This is a genomic window from Burkholderia sp. BCC0506, from assembly GCF_902833145.1.
GTDB lineage: Bacteria > Pseudomonadota > Gammaproteobacteria > Burkholderiales > Burkholderiaceae > Burkholderia.
The window spans coordinates 88,944-111,442 of record NZ_CADFEN010000014.1 but is presented as its reverse complement, the minus strand read 5'-3'; the positions used below and the strand labels follow the sequence as shown (position 1 = coordinate 111,442).

Annotated in this window: 14 protein-coding genes and 1 tRNA gene; 8 read left to right on the top strand and 7 right to left on the bottom strand. The window is 66.6% G+C overall.

Annotated elements, in window-relative coordinates:
* Positions 1-41: 41 nt before the first annotated feature.
* Positions 42-1,208, bottom strand: coding sequence for a D-alanyl-D-alanine endopeptidase (gene pbpG / locus HWX62_RS27875; RefSeq protein ID WP_175932276.1), 1,167 nt, complete (start codon positions 1,206-1,208; stop codon positions 42-44).
* A 654-nt stretch (positions 1,209-1,862) separates the two neighbouring features.
* On the opposite strand from pbpG, the gene HWX62_RS27870 reads away from it, so the two are divergent.
* Positions 1,863-2,429 carry a phasin family protein gene (locus HWX62_RS27870; protein ID WP_034188948.1) on the top strand — a complete coding sequence of 189 codons (567 nt, stop codon included), beginning with the start codon at positions 1,863-1,865 and terminating at the stop codon, positions 2,427-2,429.
* Positions 2,430-2,619: 190 nt separating this feature from the next.
* Here HWX62_RS27870 and lpdA read toward each other — a convergent pair whose 3' ends face one another.
* The 3 genes from lpdA to aceE all read right to left on the bottom strand — a co-directional run bounded on the left by lpdA (position 2,620) and on the right by aceE (position 9,081).
* On the bottom strand, positions 2,620-4,386 hold the full coding sequence (gene lpdA / locus HWX62_RS27865; RefSeq protein ID WP_175932277.1) for a dihydrolipoyl dehydrogenase: 1,767 nt from the start codon (positions 4,384-4,386) through the stop codon (positions 2,620-2,622).
* A 286-nt stretch (positions 4,387-4,672) separates the two neighbouring features.
* A complete protein-coding gene (gene aceF, locus HWX62_RS27860; protein ID WP_175932278.1) occupies positions 4,673-6,316 on the bottom strand; it encodes a dihydrolipoyllysine-residue acetyltransferase in 1,644 nt (547 codons plus the stop codon).
* A gap of 68 nt (positions 6,317-6,384) precedes the next feature.
* The gene (gene aceE, locus HWX62_RS27855; RefSeq protein WP_175932279.1) at positions 6,385-9,081 is read right to left on the bottom strand and encodes a pyruvate dehydrogenase (acetyl-transferring), homodimeric type; all 2,697 of its coding nucleotides are present in this window, start codon (positions 9,079-9,081) and stop codon (positions 6,385-6,387) included.
* Positions 9,082-9,354: 273 nt separating this feature from the next.
* Here aceE and fixL point away from each other — a divergent pair, with 273 nt between their 5' ends.
* The 4 genes from fixL to HWX62_RS27835 all read left to right on the top strand — a co-directional run bounded on the left by fixL (position 9,355) and on the right by HWX62_RS27835 (position 15,961).
* On the top strand, positions 9,355-11,871 hold the full coding sequence (gene fixL, locus HWX62_RS27850) for an oxygen sensor histidine kinase FixL (RefSeq protein ID WP_175932280.1): 2,517 nt from the start codon (positions 9,355-9,357) through the stop codon (positions 11,869-11,871).
* A complete protein-coding gene (gene fixJ, locus HWX62_RS27845) occupies positions 11,868-12,506 on the top strand; it encodes an oxygen response regulator transcription factor FixJ (protein ID WP_175985290.1) in 639 nt (212 codons plus the stop codon). The genes fixL and fixJ overlap by 4 nt, the downstream gene beginning before the upstream one ends.
* Before the next feature lie 247 nt (positions 12,507-12,753).
* A complete protein-coding gene (gene folD, locus HWX62_RS27840; protein WP_175932281.1) occupies positions 12,754-13,614 on the top strand; it encodes a bifunctional methylenetetrahydrofolate dehydrogenase/methenyltetrahydrofolate cyclohydrolase FolD in 861 nt (286 codons plus the stop codon).
* Between the two features lie 259 nt (positions 13,615-13,873).
* Positions 13,874-15,961, top strand: a complete 2,088-nt coding sequence (locus HWX62_RS27835; RefSeq protein ID WP_175932282.1) for a M3 family metallopeptidase — start codon at positions 13,874-13,876, stop codon at positions 15,959-15,961.
* A gap of 58 nt (positions 15,962-16,019) precedes the next feature.
* Here the strand turns inward: HWX62_RS27835 and dinB are convergent, their stop codons facing one another.
* Complete coding sequence (gene dinB / locus HWX62_RS27830) at positions 16,020-17,183, bottom strand: DNA polymerase IV (RefSeq protein ID WP_175932283.1); 1,164 nt, start codon at positions 17,181-17,183, stop codon at positions 16,020-16,022.
* 179 nt (positions 17,184-17,362) lie between these two features.
* Between dinB and HWX62_RS27825 the strand changes: the two genes are divergently transcribed.
* Entirely contained in the window at positions 17,363-18,055 is a 693-nt protein-coding gene (locus HWX62_RS27825) for an aspartate/glutamate racemase family protein (RefSeq protein WP_175932284.1), read from the top strand.
* Positions 18,056-18,352: 297 nt separating this feature from the next.
* Positions 18,353-19,156, top strand: a complete 804-nt coding sequence (locus HWX62_RS27820; RefSeq protein ID WP_175985288.1) for a DUF3472 domain-containing protein — start codon at positions 18,353-18,355, stop codon at positions 19,154-19,156.
* A gap of 96 nt (positions 19,157-19,252) precedes the next feature.
* On the opposite strand, the gene HWX62_RS27815 is transcribed toward HWX62_RS27820, so the two are convergent.
* Positions 19,253-19,329, bottom strand: a tRNA-Met gene (locus HWX62_RS27815).
* 183 nt (positions 19,330-19,512) lie between these two features.
* On the opposite strand from HWX62_RS27815, the gene xth reads away from it, so the two are divergent.
* Positions 19,513-20,289, top strand: coding sequence for an exodeoxyribonuclease III (xth, locus tag HWX62_RS27810; RefSeq protein WP_175932738.1), 777 nt, complete (start codon positions 19,513-19,515; stop codon positions 20,287-20,289).
* 22 nt (positions 20,290-20,311) lie between these two features.
* Here the strand turns inward: xth and HWX62_RS27805 are convergent, their stop codons facing one another.
* Positions 20,312-22,420 (bottom strand): prolyl oligopeptidase family serine peptidase, encoded by a 2,109-nt coding sequence (locus HWX62_RS27805; RefSeq protein WP_175932737.1) that lies wholly within the window; start codon positions 22,418-22,420, stop codon positions 20,312-20,314.
* Between the last annotated feature and the right edge of the window lie 79 nt (positions 22,421-22,499).

Here is a 22,499-nt window from a genome sequence, read left to right as displayed (position 1 = left end):
CGTTGCGGCGACCGGGTACGGCGGCGAACCGCCGCACGCGATCAGGTGCCGCCGTTCGGCGTGTTGGCCGCGGTCAGGCGTTCGCCGCCGCCGGCATCGAGCCAGTTGCGCAGGCGCGAGGCGTCGGCGAAGCGCGAGTATTTGCCGAACGAATCGAGCAGCACCATCACCATCGGCCGGCCGTGGATCGTCGCCTGCATCACGAGGCATTCGCCCGCTTCGTTGATGAAGCCCGTCTTCTGCAGGCCGATGTCCCACGAGCCGTTGCCGCGGATCAGCGCGTTGGTGCTGTTGTAGACCAGGTTGCGCTTGCCCGTGTACACCTCGTAGGTGCGATCGGTCGAGAACTGGCGGATCATCGGGTACTGGTACGCCGCATTGACCATCTTCACGAGGTCGCGCGCGCTCGACACGTTCGAGCTCGACAGCCCGGTCGAATTCTCGAAGTGCGTATCGGTCATGCCGAGCGCCTTCGCCTTCGCGTTCATCGCCGCGATGAATGCCGGACGGCCGCCCGGGTAGTAACGCGACAGCGCGGCGGCCGCGCGGTTTTCCGACGCCATCAGCGCGATGTGCAGCATGTCCTCGCGCGACAGCACCGAGCCGACCGACAGGCGCGAGCCCGTGCCCTTCTCGTAGTCGCGATCTTCGTCGGTGACTTCGAGCTGGTCGGTCATCGGCGCTTTCGAGTCGAGCACGACCATCGCCGTCATCAGCTTCGAGATCGACGCGATCGGCACGACCGCGTGCGAATTCTTGTCGAACAGCGGCTCGCCGGAGTTCTGGTCGACGACGTACGCGACGCTCGAGCGCAGCGCGAGCGCGTCGGGCGTGTCGTGCAGGCCGAACGCCTGGCCGACCGTCGGACGGCGCGGCTGGAACGCGACCTTGCGCACCGCGCCGCGATGGCCGCCGTGCACGGCGTTCGCCGCGAGCGTCACGCGCTTGCGCGACGCTTTCGCGCGTGGCGCATCGGCCGCGGCGACCTTCGCGGATTTGTCGGAAGTGGCCTTGGCCGACTTCTTCTTCGCTGACGAAGCAGGCGCGACGGCCTTTTTCTTGGCGGCTTGGGTCTTCGCAGTGGCGGCGAAGGCGTCAGCAGGCGTGACGGACGCGGTGGTCGCCAGCAACGCGACTGCGACCGACACAGCGGTGCCGAGCGTCATGCTCTGCAACAATCTGCGCGGTGAAAACGATTCGGCTTTCATTGGGGTCTGGACAAAGCGGGCGGGAGGTTTCCGCAAGTGTAGTTAAAGCTGAAAAAAAGAGCAATATTAGGCACTTACCGATCGTCTTTAAACCGGAATGTAAGAGTCGGCCAACCTCCGGCCAATCGACCCTTCCGCTCCCATCGAAAAAATCCATGGGAGGCCCTGCCCGACAGCGCCCGTCTCCCGATTACCGCACGGTTAATTGAGATAACGTCACTTCGGAGGCGATTTAAAGCGGGGAAAGTACGTATCCGGTGCTCGGTGTGCCAAAGGCGCCGGTCTCGACCGTGGCGGCGGCACGTCGCCACGGCACGCGCATCGAAACGGCGCGTTTTTCGACAGGAACAGAAGGATAACGTTCCAGGGGCCTGTCAGGTTTACCTGTGCATGATCATGGTGCGGCGCGCTTGCCCCGCCGTCGTGCGCACCATCTGGGAACAGGCCTGAAACCGATTCCGAAGGGCCACGATAACTCGTTGTTTTATCGATAATTTGTCGCGATTGTGCAACGCACAAAAAATGCTTGACATCCGTTCTCTCTGCCCTAAAATAGGCCTCATTGCTGCGTTGCACAAAGCACGCGGCGCCGACGTTCCCCAGCGTAGTGCCCTTTATCTTGCGATCGACGCGATCGCTTTTCAGGAGCCTGACATGTCCTTGCTGACCCCCGAGCAAATCGCCGCCGCCCAGAAAGCCAACCTCGAAAGCCTGTTCGGTCTGACGACCAAGGCGTTCGAAGGCGTCGAGAAGCTGATCGAACTCAACCTGCAAGTCGTGAAGTCGACGCTGGCCGAAGGCCAGGAAAATGCACAGCGCCTGCTGTCGGTGAAGGACGCGCAGGAGCTGATCGCGCTGCAAGCGAGCCTGTCGCAGCCGGTCGCGGAAAAGGTGCTGTCGTACGGCCGTCACCTGTACGAAATCGCATCGTCGACGCAAGCCGAGTTCGCGAAGGTCGCAGAAGCGCAATTCGACGAGCAGAACAAGAAGGTCCAGGCACTCGTCGACAACGTCGCGAAGAATGCCCCGGCCGGTTCGGAAACGGCTGTCGCCGCACTGAAGTCGGCGCTGAACGCTGCGAACACCACGTACGAAACGGTTCAGAAGGCCACGAAGCAAGCAGTGGAAATCGCTGAAACGAACTTCAACGCCGCTGCTGCCGTCGCCACGAAGGCTGCCACCGCCGCCGCCGCACGCCGTTCGAGCAAGCCGGCCGCGTAAGCGCCGCCTGCTCCTGAAAGAGCCGCGCCCAGCGCGGCTTTTTCGTTTCCGGCGCCGGAACGTGCGCGAGCGGCAACTGCCGGCCCCATTCGAGCCTGTCGCGCGCCACGCAAAAAAGAACGCCGCCGCCCGGTTTGCCCGGGCGGCGGCGTTTTTTGCAGCCGGCGCGTGGCCGGCCGCGCCGGTCGCGTTACTTCTTGCGCTGCGGCGGCAGGTCGGTACAGACGCCTTCGTACAGCTCGGCGGCCATGCCGACCGATTCGCCGAGCGTCGGGTGCGGATGGATCGTCTTGCCGATGTCTTCCGCGTCCGCGCCCATCTCGACCGCGAGGCACACTTCGCTGATCAGGTCGCCCGCGTTCAGGCCGACGATGCCGCCGCCGATCACGCGATGGGTTTCCTCGTCGAAGATCAGCTTCGTGAAGCCTTCGTCGCGGCCGTTCGCGATCGCGCGGCCCGATGCGGCCCACGGGAACACGGCCTTGCCGTACTTGATGCCCTCGGCCTTGCACTGGTCTTCGGTCTTGCCGGCCCACGCCACTTCCGGATCGGTGTAGGCCACCGACGGGATCTGCAGTGCGTCGAAGTACGCCTTCTCGCCGTGCGCGGCTTCCGCGGCGACGTGGCCTTCATGCACGGCCTTGTGCGCGAGCATCGGCTGACCGACGATATCGCCGATCGCGAAGATGTGCGGCACGTTCGTGCGCATCTGCTTGTCGACGTCGATGAAGCCGCGATCCGTGACCGCGACGCCGGCCTTGTCAGCACCGATCTTCTTGCCGTTCGGGCTGCGGCCCACCGCGACGAGCACGAGGTCGTAGCGCTGCGCTTCCGCCGGCGCCTTCTCGCCCTCGAACTTCACGTAGATGCCGTCTTCCTTCGCTTCCGCGCCGACCGTCTTGGTCTTCAGCATCACGTTGCCGAAACGCTTCGCGTTGTACTTGTCCCAGACCTTCACGAGATCGCGGTCGGCGCCCATCATCAGGCCGTCCATCATTTCGACGACGTCGATCTCGGCGCCGAGCGTCGAGTACACCGTCGCCATTTCGAGGCCGATGATGCCGCCGCCGATCACGAGCATGCGCTTGGGCAACTGGCGCAGCTCGAGCGCGCCCGTCGAATCGACGACGCGCGGGTCTTCCGGCATGAACGGCAGCTTCACGGCCTGCGAGCCCGCGGCGATGATCGCGTGCTTGAACTTGACGACCTTCTTGCCGTTTTCGCCCTGCACTTCCATGTGGTACGGATCGACGAACGCGCCGACGCCGGTGACCACTTCGACCTTGCGCGCCTTCGCCATGCCGGCGAGGCCGGTCGTCAGCTTCTTGACGACGCCGCCCTTGAAGTCGCGCAGTTTGTCGAGGTCGACTTGCGGCTTGCCGAACGTGATGCCGTGCGATGCGAGCGCCGCGGCTTCCTCGACGACGAGCGACGTATGCAGCAGCGCCTTCGACGGGATGCAGCCGACGTTCAAACACACGCCGCCGAGCGTCGAATAGCGTTCGACGAGCACGGTCTTCATGCCGAGGTCGGCGGCGCGGAACGCGGCCGAGTAGCCGCCGGGGCCGGCGCCGAGCACGAGCATGTCGCACTCGATGTCGGCGGCGCCGCTGTAGCTGCCCGCTTGCGGCGCGGGTGCCGGCGTGGCGGCGGCCGGCGCCGGTGCGGCTGCTGCGGGCTTCGGCGCTTCGGGCGCTTTCGCGGGCGCGGCTGCGCCTGCCGACGCTTCGACGATGGCGATGACGGTGCCTTGCGAGACTTTCTCGCCGGCTTTGACCTTGACTTCCTTGACGGTGCCGGCGACGTCGCTGGGCACTTCCATGGAGGCCTTATCGGATTCGAGCGTGATGAGCGTTTGCTCTTTTTCGATCACGTCGCCGGGTTTGACGTTGACTTCGATGACATCGACGCCGCTGAAATCGCCGATATCCGGAACCTTGACTTCGATGAGACTCATGACTGTCCCCTTCTTGATTAGCTGCAGAGAGAGAGGGAGAGACTGGCGGAAAGCCGGAACCTGACGACATGCGGCCTGACAAGAACACGCGACGTAGGGCAGGACCACCTTTGCCGTCCGCCCAAGGACGCGCCTTTCTTTTGGTTACTTTTCTTTGGAAGACAAAGAAAAGTAACCGCCGCCCCGCGCAGGGGCGACGCTGGCAGACCGTTGGCAAAACAGGTTCGACAACAAGGGCGTGGAGAACCGACACAAAAAACCACGCCCCCGCGAGCCCCTCATCTCATCAAAGAATGATGCGACGGAAATCGGCCAGCAACGCGCCGAGATACGCATTGAACCGCGCGGCTTCCGCGCCGTCGATGACACGATGGTCGTACGACAGCGACAGCGGCAGCGTGAGACGCGGCACGAACTGCTTGCCGTCCCACACCGGCTTCATCTGGCCGCGCGACAACCCGAGGATCGCCACTTCCGGCGCGTTGATGATCGGCGTGAAATGCGTGCCGCCGATCCCGCCGAGCGACGAGATCGAGAAGCAGCCGCCCTGCATCTGGTCCGGCTTGAGCTTGCCGTCGCGCGCGGCCTTCGACAGCTCGGCCATTTCCTTCGCGATGTCGACGAGACCCTTCTTGTCCGCATCGCGGATCACCGGCACGACGAGACCGTTCGGCGTATCGGCGGCAAACCCGATGTGGTAGTACTGCTTGAACACGAGGTTGTCGCCGTCGAGGCTCGCGTTGAAGGTCGGGAATTTCTTCAGCGCGGCGACGACCGCCTTGATCACGAACGCGAGCATCGTGAACTTCACGCCCGCCTTTTCGTGCTCCTTGTTCAACTGCACGCGCAGCGCCTCGAGCTCGGTGATGTCCGCTTCGTCGTTGTTCGTGACGTGCGGGATCATCACCCAGTTGCGATGCAGGTTCGCGCCGGAGATCTTCTTGATGCGCGACAGCGGCTTCGCCTCGAACGGGCCGAACTTCGAGAAGTCGACCTTCGGCCACGGCAGCAGGTTCAGCTCGCCGCCGCTTGCCGGCGCGGCTGCCGCGGCCGGTGCCGCGCGCTGGCCCGTCATCACGCCCTTCACGAAGCTCGTGACGTCTTCCTTCGTAATGCGGCCCTTCGGACCCGAACCCTGCACACGCGCGACTTCGACGCCGAGTTCGCGCGCGAACTTGCGTACCGACGGCGACGCGTGGCTCGCGCGGTATTCGCCCGACGGCGCCGCGGCCGGCGCGGCGGCGGCCGGTGCCGGCGCCGCCTTCGCGGGTGCGGGTGCCGGTGCAGCGGCGGGTGCCGGCGCGGCGGCAGCCGGAGCCGGTGCGCTGGCCTGCGGTGCGGCAGCCGGTGCGCCGGCGGCCTCGAGCAGCACGATCAGCGTGCCTTCCGACACCGAATCGCCCACCTTGACCTTGATGTCCTTCACGACGCCGGCGGCCGGGCTCGGCACGTCCATCGTCGCCTTGTCCGACTCGAGCGTGACGAGCGACTGCTCCTTCTCGACCGTGTCGCCGACCTTCACGCCGATCTCGATCACCGGGACGTCCTTGTAGTCGCCGATGTCGGGCACCTTCACTTCGAGCGTGCCGCCGGACGCGGCCGGTGCGGCAGCGGGTGCCGCGGCGGCCGGTGCCGGTGCTGCTGCCGGAGCCGGCGCCGGCGCAGCCGCGCCGTTCGCCTGGGCGCCTGCGCCGCCTTCGAGCAGGACGATCAGCGAACCTTCCGACACGGAATCGCCGACCTTGACCTTGATTTCCTTCACGACGCCGCCGACCGGGCTCGGCACGTCCATCGTCGCCTTGTCCGACTCGAGCGTGACGAGCGACTGCTCGGGCTCGACCGTATCGCCCACCTTCACGCCGATCTCGATGACCGGCACGTCCTTGTAATCGCCGATATCCGGCACCTTCACTTCGATCGCTTGACTCATCTGTTTCTGTCTCCATGGCCGCACGCGCGCCTCGCGGGCGCCGCGCGCGGCATCACACGGCGTGTGCGTTAAACGGTCATCGGGTTGGGCTTGGACGGATCGAGGTTGTACTTGGCGATCGCGTCCGCGACCACCTTGCGCTCGATCGTGCCTTCGTCGGCCAGCGCGTTGAGCGCCGCGACGGTGACCCAGTGACGGTCGACCTCGAAGAAGTGACGCAGCTTCTCGCGGGTGTCCGAACGGCCGAAGCCGTCGGTGCCCAGCACGACGAAGCGGCGATCGATCTGGCCGCGAATCTGGTCGACCAGCGCACGGACGTAGTCGGTCGACGCGATGACCGGGCCCTGCGTGTCCTTCAGGCACTTCTGCACGTGCGACAGGCGACGCTCCTCGGTCGGATGGAGCAGGTTCCAGCGCTCGACGTCGTGACCTTCGCGCGCGAGCTCGGTGAAGCTCGGCACGCTCCACAGGTCGGCGGCGACGCCCCAGTCGTTCTTCAGCAGGTCGGCGGCGGCGATCACTTCGTTGAAGATCGTGCCCGCGCCGAGCAGCTGCACGCGCGGCGCCTTCTTGTCGGCGTCGGCCTTCTTGAACGAGTACATGCCCTTGATGATGTCGGCCGCCACGTGCTCGCCCTGCGGAATCGCCGGGTGCTCGTAGTTCTCGTTCATCACCGTGATGTAGTAGTACACGTCTTCCTGGTCCTGCACCATGCGGCGCAGGCCGTCCTGGATGATCACCGCGAGTTCGTAGCCGAACGTCGGGTCATAGCTCACGCAGTTCGGCACCGATGCGGCCCACAGCAGCGAGTGGCCGTCTTCGTGCTGCAGACCTTCGCCGTTCAGCGTCGTGCGGCCCGCGGTGCCGCCGAGCAGGAAGCCGCGCGAGCGCATGTCGCCCGCGGCCCAGGCGAGGTCGCCGATCCGCTGGAAGCCGAACATCGAGTAGAAGATGTAGAACGGCACCATGATCTCGCCGTGCGTCGAATACGACGTCGCCGCCGCGATCCAGTCGCACATGCCGCCCGCTTCGTTGATGCCTTCCTGCAGGATCTGGCCGGTCTGCGATTCCTTGTAGAACATCAGCTGGTCGGAATCCTCCGGCACGTACTTCTGGCCTTCCTGGTTCCAGATACCGATCTGGCGGAACAGGCCTTCCATGCCGAACGTACGCGATTCGTCCGGGACGATCGGCACGACGCGCTTGCCGAGCGCCTTGTCCTTCAGCAGGATGTTCAGGATCCGCACGAACGCCATCGTCGTCGAGATCTCGCGGCCTTCGCCCGTGCCCTTCAAGAGCGGCTCGAACGCGTCGAGCGCCGGCACCGGCAGCGACGTCGCCTTCTCGCGGCGGTGCGGCAGGTAGCCGCCGAGGTCCATGCGCTTCTGGCGCATGTATTCGAGCTCCTTCGAGCCTTCCTCGAACTTCAGGTACGGCACGTCGGCGATCTGCTCGTCGGTGATCGGCAGACGGAACTGGTCACGGAACTTCTTCAGTTGCTCGACCGGCAGCTTCTTCTGCTGGTGCGTGATGTTCATCGCCTGGCCCGACTCGCCCATCCCGTAGCCCTTGATGGTCTTCGCGAGGATGACGGTCGGCGCGCCCTTGGTGTTCGTGGCTTCGTGGAACGCCGCGTAGATCTTGTGCGGATCGTGGCCGCCGCGGTTCAGCGCCCAGATGTCGTCGTCCGACCAGTCGGCGACGAGCGCCTTCAGTTCAGGCGTGTTGAAGAAGTGCTCGCGCACGTACGCGCCCGACTCCGACTTGTACGTCTGGTATTCGCCGTCGACGACTTCCATCATGCGGCGCATCAGCGCGCCCGTCTTGTCGCGCGCGAACAGCGCATCCCAGCGGCTGCCCCAGATGACCTTGATCACGTTCCAGCCGGCGCCGCGGAATTCCGATTCGAGCTCCTGGATGATCTTGCCGTTGCCGCGCACCGGGCCGTCGAGACGCTGCAGGTTGCAGTTGATCACGAACACGAGGTTGTCGAGCTTCTCGCGGCTCGCCATGCCGATCGCGCCGAGCGATTCCGGCTCGTCGGTCTCGCCGTCGCCGAGGAACGCCCACACCTTGCGGCCTTCCGTCTTCGCGATGCCGCGCGACTCGAGGTATTTCATGAAGCGTGCCTGGTAGATCGCCATGATCGGGCCGAGGCCCATCGACACGGTCGGGAACTGCCAGAAGTCCGGCATCAGCCACGGGTGCGGGTACGACGAGATGCCCTTGCCGTCGACTTCCTGGCGGAAGTTGTCGAGCTGCTCTTCCGACAGGCGGCCGAGCAGGAACGCGCGCGAGTACACGCCCGGCGACGAGTGGCCCTGCACGAACACGAGATCGCCGCCGTGCTGGTCGGACGCGGCGTGCCAGAAATGGTTGTAGCCGACGTCGTAGAGCGTCGCGGCCGACGCGAACGACGCGATGTGGCCGCCGACGTTCGTGTCCTTGCCTGCGCGCAGCACCATCGCGAGCGCGTTCCAGCGCGTGTACGAACGGATGCGGTGCTCGATGTCCTGGTCGCCCGGGATCTTCGCCTGGGCTTCGACCGGAATCGTGTTGATGTACGGGGTATTGGCGGAGAACGGCAGGTGTTCGCCGTGCATGCGGGCGAATTCGATCTGCTTTTCGATCAGGTAATGCGCACGGCCGGTGCCCACGGAGGAGATCACGCCATCGAGCGACTCCAGCCACTCGACGGTTTCTTGCGGGTCGTCGTCACGTTCGGCGGCGACATATTTCATCACTTCGTTCGGTACAGCGGACATTCTCGTCTCCTGGGTCCTGGAATGTGAGGATCGCTCTCGTGCAGACGACGCGACGCGGCCGGCTGCGGGCAAGCTCCGACGGATTGTAATGAGCGTGGACAGGCCCGCGCAACAAAATTTTCGAATTGTGAGATCTTTTCTCGCAATGCGGAATATTGCTGCGCTGCACCCATATTTCGGGGCTCCGCGGCACGTCTCGTCAGGACAAAACCGTTTCCGTTCAACATATCCGGTATCGGTTTTCCATGTATTGCGCTGCGCTACAATCCTGCCATGTTGACCGATCGGCTTTTCGCACGCTCGGCGCGACCGCCGGGCCCGCCGGCGGAGTCGCAGCCGTCCCGTTGGCACCACGGACCGTGGTGGTCCAATTCCTATTTGCTGACGCCGCTGCTGTCGATCCTGGTGTTCCTCGTCGTGATGAGCCTCATCCTGTGGAGCCTCAACCGGCGCGAACAGCAGCAGCAGGAAGACACCCTCTTTCGCAACGTCGCGTGGGCCCAGCAGCAGATCCGCCTGTCGATGACGGGCGCGCAGGAGCAGCTGCAGGCGCTGTCGCGCGACCTCGCGTCCGGCCGCCTCGACCAGAACGCGTTCCAGATGGCCGTCGCGGACGTGATGCAGACGCATCCCGAAATTCTCTACCTGAACTGGTACACGGCGCCCGGCGTGCAGCGCTGGCCGACCGTGCATCCGCCGCTGCTCGGCCAGCGGCTCGCGAAGCCCGGCGATGCACAGATGCAGGACGCCGTGCGCGGCGCGTACGACGAGGCGCGCAGCACGCGTCGCCAGGCCTATTCGCCGCTGATCTACGACGACTTCGGCAACGGCTTCATCACGTTGCAGACGCCCGTGATGCGCGGCGACCGCGACTATCTCGGCTCGATCGCCGCGGTGTTCTCGGTCGAGGGCATCCTGAAGCACGACATCCCGCAGGAACTGTCGTCGAAGTACAAGATCTCGATCACCGACTCGAACAATCGCGAGCTGTCGTCCACGTCGACGCGCCCGCGGCTGCCGCGCGACTCGCACTACGACCTTCCGCTCGACCCGCCCGGCCAGGGGCTGACGGTGCGCGTGTATGCGTTCCCGCAGCTCACGAACCTGACCAACAACACGCTCGTGTGGCTCGTCGCCGGCCTGTCGTGCTTCGTGCTGTGGAGCCTCTGGAGCCTGTGGAAGCACACGCGCCAGCGCTTCGAGGCGCAGCAGGCGCTGTACGCGGAAGCGTTCTTCCGCCGCGCGATGGAAAACTCGGTGCTGATCGGCATGCGCGTGCTCGACATGCACGGCCGCATCACGCACGTGAACCCCGCGTTCTGCCGGATGACGGGCTGGGACGAATCCGATCTCGTCGGCAAGGTCGCGCCGTTCCCGTACTGGCCGCGCGACGCCTACCCGGAAATGCAGCGCCAGCTCGACATGACGCTGCGCGGCAAGGCGCCGAGCTCGGGCTTCGAGCTGCGCGTGCGGCGCAAGAACGGCACGCTGTTCCATGCGCGCCTGTACGTGTCGCCGCTGATCGACAGCTCGGGCCGCCAGACGGGCTGGATGTCGTCGATGACCGACATCACCGAGCCGAAGCGCGCGCGCGAGGAACTCGCGGCCGCGCACGAACGCTTCACGACCGTGCTCGAAAGCCTCGACGCCGCGGTGTCGGTGCTCGCCGCCGACGAAGCCGAGCTGCTGTTCGCGAACCGCTACTACCGCCACCTGTTCGGCATTCGCCCGGACGGCCATCTGGAGCTGTCGGGCGGCGGCTTCGACCGCGCGCAGGCGTCGTCCGACTCGATCGACATGGTCGACGCGTTCGCGGGCCTGCCGGCCGCCGCGCTCACGAACAGCACCGCCGATGCGCAGGAGGTGTACGTCGAGAGCATCCAGAAGTGGTTCGAAGTGCGCCGCCAGTACATCCAGTGGGTGGACGGCCACCTCGCGCAGATGCAGATCGCGACCGACATCACGACCCGCAAGAAGGCGCAGGAACTCGCGCACCAGCAGGAAGAGAAGCTGCAGTTCACGAGCCGATTGATGACGATGGGTGAAATGGCGTCGTCGATTGCTCACGAATTGAATCAGCCGCTCGCCGCGATCAACAACTACTGCTCGGGCACGCTCGCGCTCGTGAAGAGCGGCCGCGGCACGCCCGAGACGCTGCAGCCCGCGCTCGAGAAGACCGCGCAGCAGGCGCTGCGCGCGGGGATGATCGTCAAGCGGATCCGCGAATTCGTGAAGCGCAGCGAGCCGAAGCGCCAGCCGGCGCGGGTCGCGGACATCGTTGCCGACGCGGTCGGGCTCGCCGAAATCGAGGCGAGAAAGCGCAGGATCCGGATCGTCACGGAAATCCTCGCAAGAATGCCTATTATTTATGTCGACCCCGTGCTGATCGAACAGGTGCTGATGAACCTGATGAAGAACGCGGCCGAGGCGATGGCCGACGTGAAGCCGGCGTCGGCGGACGGCGTGATCCGCGTGGTCGCCGACATCGACGCGGGCTTCGTCGACATCCGTGTGATCGACCAGGGCCCGGGCGTCGACGAAGCGACCGCCGAGCGCCTGTTCGAACCGTTTTACAGCACCAAGTCCGACGGCATGGGCATGGGGCTGAACATCTGCCGTTCGATCATCGAATCGCATCGGGGGCGTCTGTGGGTGGTCAACAACGTCGAGCCGGACGGCCGCATTTCCGGCGCGACGTTCCACTGCAGCCTGCCCATTGGGGAACCCGCTGATCTCGGCCAAGGGGGGCGCGAGGCATCGGCATCACATACCGTTACGGGAGAACTATGAATAGCCCTGTCACCACCACTCAGGAAACCGTCTTTGTCGTCGACGACGACGAGGCCGTACGGGACTCGCTGCGCTGGCTGCTGGAGGCGAACGGCTATCGCGTGCAATGCTTCTCGAGCGCCGAGCAGTTCCTCGATGCCTACCAGCCGGCGCAGCAGGCCGGCCAGATCGCGTGCCTGATCCTCGACGTGCGGATGTCGGGCATGAGCGGCCTCGAATTGCAGGAACGCCTGATCGCCGACAACGCCGCGCTGCCGATCATCTTCGTCACCGGCCACGGCGACGTGCCGATGGCCGTGTCGACGATGAAAAAGGGTGCGATGGACTTTATCGAGAAACCGTTCGACGAAGCCGAGCTGCGCAAGCTCGTCGAGCGGATGCTCGACAAGGCCCGAAGCGAGAGCAAGAGCGTCCAGGAACAGCGCGCCGCGAGCGAACGCCTGTCGAAGCTGACCGCGCGCGAGCAGCAGGTGCTCGAACGGATCATCGCCGGCCGCCTGAACAAGCAGATCGCCGACGATCTCGGGATCAGCATCAAGACGGTCGAAGCGCACCGCGCGAACATCATGGAAAAGCTCAACGTCAACACGGTCGCCGATCTGCTGCGCCTCGCGCTGTCGAAGGAGCAGGCCTGAACGTCGCGCGCGGCCGCGGGGCGCCTGCCCCGGCCGGCCGCGTCAGCGCACTGCCGCGCCGCGCGATGCGGCCCACTCGCGCGGCCCGGCCCGGCGCTTCCCTCCCGGAGCGCCGGCACCGCGTCCATGACGCTTTCCTTGTATTCGCTGTCGGACGGCAGCAGGCGAACGGTATAATTGCGTGCTTTGCTACGGCGCTTCGCGCGCCGTACGCCCGCATTCCAACTTCCCGGCAGGACCCACCACCATGACAGCCCTCCTCATCGACGGCAACGCCCTTTCGAAGACCTTGCGCGCCCAGGCCGCCGAACGCGCCGCCGCGCTGACCGCACGCGGCCACCAGCCCGGTCTCGCGGTGATCCTCGTCGGCGCCAACCCGGCGAGCGAAGTCTACGTGCGCAACAAGATCAAGGCGTGCGAGGACAACGGTTTCTTCTCGCAGAAGGATGCGTACCCGGCCACGCTGTCGGAAGCCGACCTGCTCGCGCGCATCGACGAACTGAACCGCGACCCGAAGATCCACGGCATCCTCGTCCAGTTGCCGCTGCCCGCGCACATCGACAGCCACAAGGTGATCGAGGCGATCGCGCCGGAAAAGGACGTCGACGGCTTTCACGTCGCGAACGCCGGCGCGCTGATGACCGGCAAGCCGCTGTTCCGCCCGTGCACGCCGTACGGCGTGATGAAGATGTTCGAAGCGCACGGCATTGCGCTGCAGGGCGCGAACGCGGTCGTGATCGGCCGCTCGAACATCGTCGGCAAGCCGATGGCGATGATGCTGCTCGACGCCGGCGCGACCGTGACGATCTGTCACAGCAAGACGCGCGACCTCGCCGCGCATACGCGCCAGGCCGACATCGTGGTCGCCGCGGTCGGCAAGCGCAATATCCTCACCGCCGACATGGTGAAGCCGGGCGCGACGGTGATCGACGTCGGCATGAACCGCGACGAAGCCGGCAAGCTGTGCGGCGACGTCGATTTCGCGGGCGTGAAGGAAGTCGCCGGCTACATCACGCCGGTGCCGGGCGGCGTCGGCCCGATGACCATCACGATGCTGCTGATCAACACGATCGAATCCGCCGAACGCGCCGCTGGCGCCGCGGCCTGACGCCCCACCCGCTCGGCCGGCGCGCGGTTTCGCGCGCCGGCGCCTCGCCAGCCGCAAGCGCCAGGCGGCATCGTGCCTGCCGCCACATCCGTCGCCCCTCGCCGGGCGCGCGCATCCGACCCTGCGTCAATCGCGTCATTAGAAACTAACGATTGGAAAGCGCACGATGCGCCCCAATAATGTCGGTATCGGGCGCGCTCGCGCCCAGCCGCCGTTACCCTTTTCATCCCGGTTCATCCGGCAACAGACAGGGAGTCTTATGTCCGCCAGCGCCAACACCAATCCGCTCCTCGACTTCTCCGGCCTGCCCCGTTTCGGCGAGATCCGCCCGGAACACGTGACGCCCGCGCTCGATACGCTGCTCGATGCCGCCAACCGCGCGGTCGACACCGCGAGCGCGAGCGACACGCCGTCGACCTGGGCCGCCGTCGTCGAGACGGTCGAGCGGGCGACGGAGCCGCTCGGCCGCGCATGGGGCATCGTCGGTCATCTGAATGCGGTCGCCGACACGCCCGAACTGCGCGCGGCCTACGGTGAAAACCTGCCGCGCGTGACCGAGTTCTGGTCGAGCGTCGGGCAGAATCTCGCGCTGTACGAAAAGTACAAGGCGATCGCCGCGAGCGCCGAATACGCGACGCTGTCCGCCGAGCGCAAGAAGATCCTCGACAACGCGCTGCGCGACTTCCGCCTGTCGGGCGCCGAGCTGCCCGAGGACCAGAAGCCGCGCTTCGCGGAACTGCAGGAACAGCAGGCCGCGCTGTCGAAGGCGTTCTCCGATCACGTGCTCGACGCGACCAACGCGTACGCGTACTTCGCCAAGGACGAAGCCGAGCTGGCCGGCCTGCCCGGCGACGCGATCGAGGCCGCCCGCGAAGCCGCGCAGAAGGACGGCAAGGAAGGCTGGAAATTCACGCTGCACTTCCCGTCGTATTTCCCGGTGCTGCAGTACGCGGACGACCGCGCGCTGCGCGAGACGCTCTACCGCGCCTATGCGACGCGCGCGTCGGAGCTCGGGCCGCAATACGGCGACGGCAAGGCCGAATGGGACAACACGGCGATCGTCGCCGACGCGCTGAAGCTGCGCCGCGAAGAGGCGCGGATGCTCGGCTTCCGCAACTTCGCCGAAGTGTCGCTCGCGCCGAAGATGGCCGAATCGCCGCAGCAGGTGATCGCGTTCCTCGAGGATCTCGCGACGCGCGCCCGCCCGCACGCGGAGAAGGACTGGGACGAGCTGCGCACGTTCGCCGCGAAGGAGCTCGGCCTCGCCGAACTCGCGCCGTGGGACGTCGCGTACGCGGCCGAGAAGCTCCGCCAGCAGCGCTATGCGTTCTCGGAAAACGAGGTCAAGCAGTACTTCCCGGAACCGGCCGCGCTGAAGGGCCTGTTCACCGTCACCGAAACGCTGTTCGGCGTGCGGATCAAGCCGGACGACGCGCCGGTGTGGCACAAGGACGTGCGCTTCTTCCGCGTCGAGAACCGCGACGGCTCGCTCGTCGCGCAGTTCTATCTCGACCTGTACGCACGCGAAGGCAAGCGCGGCGGCGCGTGGATGGACGACGCGCGTTCGCGCGCGAAGCGCGGCAGCGACGTGCAGACGCCCGTCGCGTACCTGACCTGCAACTTCTCCGCGCCGGTCGGCGGCAAACCGGCGTGCTTCACGCACGACGAAGTCATCACGCTGTTCCATGAATTCGGCCACGGGCTGCACCACATGCTCACGCGCGTCGACGAGCTCGGCGTGTCGGGCATCAACGGCGTCGAATGGGATGCGGTCGAACTGCCGTCGCAGTTCATGGAAAATTTCTGCTGGGAATGGGACGTGCTGTCGTCGATGTCGTCGCACGTCGATACGGGCGCCGCGCTGCCGCGCGAGCTGTTCGACAAGATGATCGCCGCGAAGAACTTCCAGAGCGGGCTCGGCACGCTGCGCCAGATCGTGTTCTCGATGTTCGACATGCTGCTGCACGTCGACTTCGACCCGGCCGGCACCACCGGCGTGACCGCGTTCGCGCGCGAGATCAACGAGCGCTATCACGTGATCCCGCAGGCGGCGTTCTCGCGTTGGCCGAACACGTTCAGCCATATCTTCGCGGGCGGCTACGCGGCCGGCTACTACAGCTACAAGTGGGCCGAAGTGCTGTCGGCCGATGCGTACGCGGCGTTCGAGGAAGCGGCCGCCGCCAGCGGCAGCGTGCTCGACGCGGCAACCGGCACGCGCTATCGCCGCGAAATCCTCGAGGTCGGCGGCAGCCGTCCGGCGATGGAGTCGTTCAAGGCGTTCCGCGGCCGCGAGCCGCAAATCGACGCGCTGCTGCGCCACAACGGGATGGCCGCGTCCGCGCACTGAGCGCGCTGCCCGGCTGCGCCGGTTGCATCGACAGGCACCGCTTCGGCGGTGCCTTTTTTCATGGTGCGGGCGACTCGTCGTCGAACAGCAGGAATTGCCCGTGGCGCGCGGCCGTGTCCTCGTCGATGCGCACGCCGACGCCGAGCAGCCGTACCGGCTGCGCGCGCCGCAACAACCCCTTCGCGAGCAGCGTGACGGCCGTGTCGGCATTCGTCGCGTCGGCCACGCACTCGACCGTCGTGCGCTGGAAATCGGCGAAGCGGATCTTCACGTACAGCTTGCGGATCGACCGTGCGGCGCCCGCGCGATCGATCCGCGCGTCGAGTTGCACGACGAGGCGGCGAATTTCGTCCGCGCATTGCTCGAGCGTCGTCAGGTCGGTCACGTAGGTCGTCTCGACGCTGACCGACTTGCGCTCCTGGTCGGCCTGCACGGGCCGCTCGTCGATCCCGCGCGACAGTTCGTACAGCCGCCGCCCGAACGCACCGAACTCGCGGTGCAGGTCGATCAGCGGCCAGTCGCGCAACTGCGCGCAGGTCTGGATGCCGAGCCGGTCGAGCCGCGCGGCCGTTACCTTGCCGACGCCGTGCAGCTTGCGCACCGGCAGCGCCGCGACGAACGCGTCGATCTCGTGCGGCCGCACGACGAACAGCCCGTCGGGCTTGTTCCAGTCGGACGCGATCTTCGCGATGAACTTGTTCGGCGCGACGCCCGCCGACACGGTCACGCCGACCGTATCGCGCACGCGCTCGCGAATCTCGCGCGCGATCAGTGTCGCGCTGCCCTGGCAACGTTCCGACCCGCTGACGTCGAGGTACGCCTCGTCGAGCGACAGCGGCTCGACGTCGGGCGTGTAGTCGCGATAGATCGCCATGATCTGCCGCGACGCCGCACGGTACTTGTCCATGGCGGACGGCAGGATCAGCAGGTCCGGACACTTGCGCATCGCGAGCGCCGACGACATCGCCGAATGCACGCCGTAGCGCCGCGCCTCGTAGTTGCAGGTCGCGATCACGCCGCGCTGGTCGGGCCGGCCGCCGACCGCGAGCGGCCGGTTGCGCAGCGACGGGTCGTCGCGCATCTCGACCGACGCGTAGAAGCAGTCGCAGTCGCAATGAATGATCTTGCGCATGCGCGGCGGCGTGTCGCCCGGCGGCGACTCGTGTGGATCGGCAGGCGGGATGGCGGTCGGGTTCACGGTGCCGATACTGTACAAAAACACAGTGCCGGTTTCAACTGCCGCGTATGTCCGGGGCCGGTCGCCCGCAGCCGGTCGCCCGCAGCCGGCCACTCGCAACCGGCTGCGCCGTACTGGCCCGCTTTACGCGGATCGTACCGGCCGGGCCCGGGCGGCGGCGCCTATACTCGTTTGCCGCGAGACACGAAACGCAAAGGTACGGAATGAAGACGATCGGACTGATCGGCGGCATGAGCTGGGAATCGTCGGCCGAGTACTACCGGATGATCAACCGCCACTCGAAGGCACTGCACGGCGGGCATCACAACGCGAAGAGCGTGCTGGTCACGGTCGACTTCGCCGAAATCGAAGCGCTGCAGCGCACGCACGACTGGGCCGCGCTCGGCGCACGGATGGCCGACGCCGCGCGGCAACTCGAGGCGGCCGGCGCCGATCTCGTCGTCCTGACGACCAATACGATGCATCGCGTGCACGACGCGATCGAAGCCGCGGTGACGCTGCCGTTCCTGCACATCGCCGATCCGACCGGCAACGCGCTGCGCGACGCGGGCGTCGAGCGCGTCGCCCTGCTCGGCACGCGCTACACGATGGAGTTGCCGTTCTATGCGCAGCGCCTGCGCGGGAAGTTCGGGCTCGACGTGCTGGTGCCGGACGAATGCGGGCGCGACGACGTGCACCGGATCATCTACGACGAGTTGTGCCACGGCGTGATTTCGGCGAAATCGCGCGCGACGTATGTATCGATCATCGACAAACTGGCCGCGCGCGGCGCGCAGGCCGTGATCCTCGGCTGCACGGAAATCACGCTGCTGATCGGCGCGGACGACTCGCCGCTGCCGGTATTCGATACGACCGCGCTGCATGCGAAGGCGGCCGTCGAATGGGCGGCGCGCTGAACGACGCGCGCCGTCGCGTAGCGGCGACCGTCGCCGGATGGCATCGCCGCATTGTTGCGCACGCCGCGATTCATTCTCCCGGCGTGCGCGTGGCCGCCCGCCCGACTCCGTGCTCTCGCCCGTCACGCGGGGCAAGCGCGAACGGCCCGCGAATCGCGCGCCCCGGTTCGCGCGGGCACGCCGACACGACTGGTTATCCATTGGTAATAAAGTGACCGCAAATTGGTACGCGGGCAGCGGCACCGCGGTCGACGCTGCTCGTCGCGGTCTCTTTCTCCACCAACGGGAAACAGGAACATGAAAAAGCTCAGCACCGTATTCGGCGCGCTGTTCGCCGTGTCGACCACGCTCACCGCACACGCCGATCCCGGCATCACCGCATCGGCGGCCACGACGCCCAGGGACGGCTTCGATCGCATGACGTGGGACATCACGCCCGAAGTCGTGCCGACCCAGGTCAACGCCAGTTACTACTGGGCCAACCAGTTGTCGTCGCAACACGGCGGGCACGTGATCTACACAGGCATCCAGCCGCGCACGCAGGGCAGCAACCTGGTGATCTTCAGCGCGTTCGGCACCGGCACCGCGCCGCTGTCGGCGAATTGCCGCGGCGGCGCGGACGGCGGCTCCGGAACATCGTGTTCGATCGCGTACCCGTGGAAGACCGGCCACGCCTATCGGCTGCGGGTCACCGTGACGCAGGCCAATCGCAGCGACGGGCGCTCGACCGTCGACGGCTTCATCACGGACGTCGCCACCGGCGCCACGACGCCGACCGGCAGCATCGCGGTACCGGCGGACTGGGGCGGCCTGTCGAGCTCGGCTTATCTGTTCGACGAGTATTTTCCGTTCAACACTGCGTCGAAGGACCCGATGCAGCGGCCATGCGTGCCGTATGCACGCTACATGACGTCGCTGCCGCATTTCTATCTGAAGGACGTGGACTACCCGACGACCGAACGGTCGATCCGGCTGGATACGGGAAAGGACAAGTGCGCGGCGCTGTCGGGCACGCCTAACGCGCGAGCCACGCTGGTCAACACGACGACCTATCTGATCGAGAACGGCTTCCTGCCCGGGAGCCCGGGCGCGCCGAAATAACGGGCGGACGCGGAAAACAAAAAACCCGGCATGGAGCCGGGTTTCCGTCGACGAAGCGCGCATCGGTCACTTGCGCTGCACATCGTCTGGTGTGCTTGGTTGCGGGGGTAGGATTTGAACCTACGACCTTCGGGTTATGAGCCCGACGAGCTGCCAGACTGCTCCACCCCGCGTCAGAGAAATAAATTATAGGGTGAGGAAGTACTCACGTCAATACTTTTGTCACAATTTCTGCTTCCGCTATCCGGTCGACGGTGCATGACACGCGCGCCACCCCGCATGACGCGTGCGTTCGCACCCCATGCTCGCGGTAAGATGGCGGCCTTCGCATTCACGCCGCACGCACGCTCCCGTTCATGAAAATCGCCACCTGGAACGTCAACTCGCTCAACGTCCGCAAACAGCATGTGCTCGACTGGCTCGCGCAAAGCCAAGCCGACGTACTGTGCCTGCAGGAACTGAAGCTGCCGGACGAGAAATTCCCGCGCGCCGATCTCGAGGCGGCCGGCTACCGCAGCTGGTTCACGGGCCAGAAGACCTACAACGGCGTCGCGATCCTCGTGCGCGACACGCTCGCCGTCGACGAGTCGGACGTCGTGCGCAACATCCCCGGCTTCGACGATCCGCAGCAGCGCGTGATCGCCGCGACGGTCGACGGCGTGCGCATCGTGTCCGCGTACTTCCCGAACGGCCAGGCGCTCGACTCCGACAAGTTCGTCTACAAGATGCAGTGGCTCGACGCGCTGCAGGCGTGGCTGCGCACCGAGCTGCAGCGCTATCCGAAGCTCGCGCTGCTCGGCGACTACAACATCGCGCCGGAAGATCGCGACGTGCACGATCCAGCGAAATGGGAAGGCCAGAACCTCGTGTCGCCGCAGGAGCGCGCGCACTTCAAGCAGCTGATCGAACTCGGCTTCGTCGATGCGTTCCGCCGCTTCGAGCAGCCCGAGAAAGCCTTCACGTGGTGGGACTACCGGATGATGGCGTTCCGCCGCAACGCAGGGCTGCGCATCGACCACATCCTGCTGTCCCCGGCGCTCGCGGCCACCTGCACGTCGTGCGAAGTCGATCGCGTGCCGCGCACGTGGGAACAGCCGTCCGACCACACGCCCGTCGTCGCGATCGTCGGCTGATCGCGCAAGCACCCGCGCGCGATCAGCGCCGCGCGGGCGCCGGCCCGAGATGGGCCCACAGGAAGCCGAATTCGGCGGCATCGGCTTGCGCGCGTTCGAGATCGTCGGCGCTGCCGTGGCCGCCGTCGGTGTTCTCCCAGTACCACACCCGTTCGTGGCCGCGCGCCTGCATGCGCGCGGCCATCTTGCGCGCATGCGCGGGATGCACGCGGTCGTCGCGCGTCGACGTCGTCAGCAGCAACGGCGGATACACGACACCTTCGCGCACGTGGTGATACGGTGAATACGCGGCCAGCGCCGCGCCTTCGCGCGGATCGTCCGGGTCACCGTATTCGTCGAGCCATGCGGCGCCCGCGTGCAGCTTCGGATAGCGCTGCATGTCGAGCAGCGGCACGCGGCACAGCACCGCGCCGAACAACGCCGGACGCTGCATCATGCACGCGGCGACCAGCAGCCCGCCGTTGCTGCCGCCCTCGATCCCGAGTTGCGCGGCGCTCGTCACGCCCGTCGCCACCAGATCCTCGGCGACCGCGATGAAATCGTCGAACGAACGCTGGCGGTGTTCGCGCTGCGCGTCGACGTGCCAGCGCGGCCCGAACTCGCCGCCGCCGCGGATGTGCGCGAACGCCATCACGCCGCCGCGCTCGAGCCAGCCGATGCCGAACGCATCGCTGTAGCCCGGCAGGTTCGGAATCGCAAAGCCGCCATAGCCCGACAGCAGGCAGGGCCGCGCAACGCGTGCCGCGCCTTCCGGCGCGTCGAGCGCATCGCGCGGGCCGATCAGCGTGTACGGCACCGCCGTGCCGTCCCGCGAGCGCGCGCTCGCGCGGCGCACGACCAGCCCGGCCGCGTCGAACTGCACCGGCGGCCGGTCGAGCAGCACGCGGCGCGACGGCGCGTCGTCCGCGCGATCGGCCAGATCGGCCAGCCAGCACTCGGGCGGATCGAGATAGGTGTCGACGTCGACGTACACCTCGTCGTTCAGCGTCGATTCGACCGGCTCGACGTCGATCTGCGCATCGCCCGGCCAGTCGAACGGCCGCGCGTCCCACGTCCACGCGCCATCGTCGGCCTGCCGCGGCTGCCACAGCATCGTGCGGTTGTGCACGTCGTCGAGCCAGCTGGCGATCAGCGTCGTGCGCGTGTGCGTCCACGTGCAGGCGGAGGTCGTCGGCTGCGGCGCGAACAGCGTCGTGAATGCGCGCGCGCCGGCGAGGAATGCCTGCTCGCGGATCGCGAGCAGCGAGCCGCCCGCGTGACGCACGCCGTCGCAATCCCAGTCGAGACGCGGCTCCAGCACGAGCCAGCCCTCCCAGAACCCGACCTCGACATGCGTCGGCACGTCGTAGCGCGCCCATTCGCCCGCGTCGGTCAGCCGGTACGCATGCGCGTCGAAGAAATCGACGCTGCGCCACGCGACGTGGCGGCCGTCGATCGGGTCATACCACGCGCCCGCGCTGATGTCGTCCGGCTCGCCGCTGAACACGACCGGCGCATCGGCGAGCGCCGTGCCGCGCACCCAGCGCCGCGCTTCATACGGATAACCGGCGGCGGTGGCATGCGCTTCGCCGCGATCCCAGCTCACGTAGACGGTATCGCGGTCGATCCAGCCGACCGTGTGATGGCCCGGCTCGTCGATCGTGAAACCGCCGTCGACGAACCGGCGCTCGACGAGATCGAATTCGCGCACGACGACCGCGTCGGCGCCGCCCGGCGACAGCGACAGCAGCACGCGATCGCCGTCCGGATACAGGATCGCCTCCTGCTCGAACACCCACGACTCGCCCTCTTCGGCGCCGAGCGCGTCGATGTCGAGCAGCGCTTCCCAGATCGGCTGGCCGGCGCGCCAGTCGGCCCAGCGCGTGCGGCGCCACAGCCCCTTCGGATGGAGATCGTCCTGCCACAGGTCGTACGCCCAGTCGCGCCAACGGGTCGGAATCACCGGGCGTTCGCGCGGCAGATACGCTTTCGCGAGACGCGCGCTCAGCGCGCGATAGGCATCGTCGTCGCGCAATGCGGCGCGCGTGCGCGCATTCTGCTCGTCGACCCAGGTGCGGGCGCGCTTGCTGTCGAGCGCTTCGAGAAAACGGAACGGGTCGGCCCCGGCGGGCCAGCGGAAGGAGTCGGACATGGAGGATCGGCGGAATGGCGAACGGCGTGCAAACCGCGATTATGTCCGATCGCGGCATGCGCATGCCCGCGCATGCCGC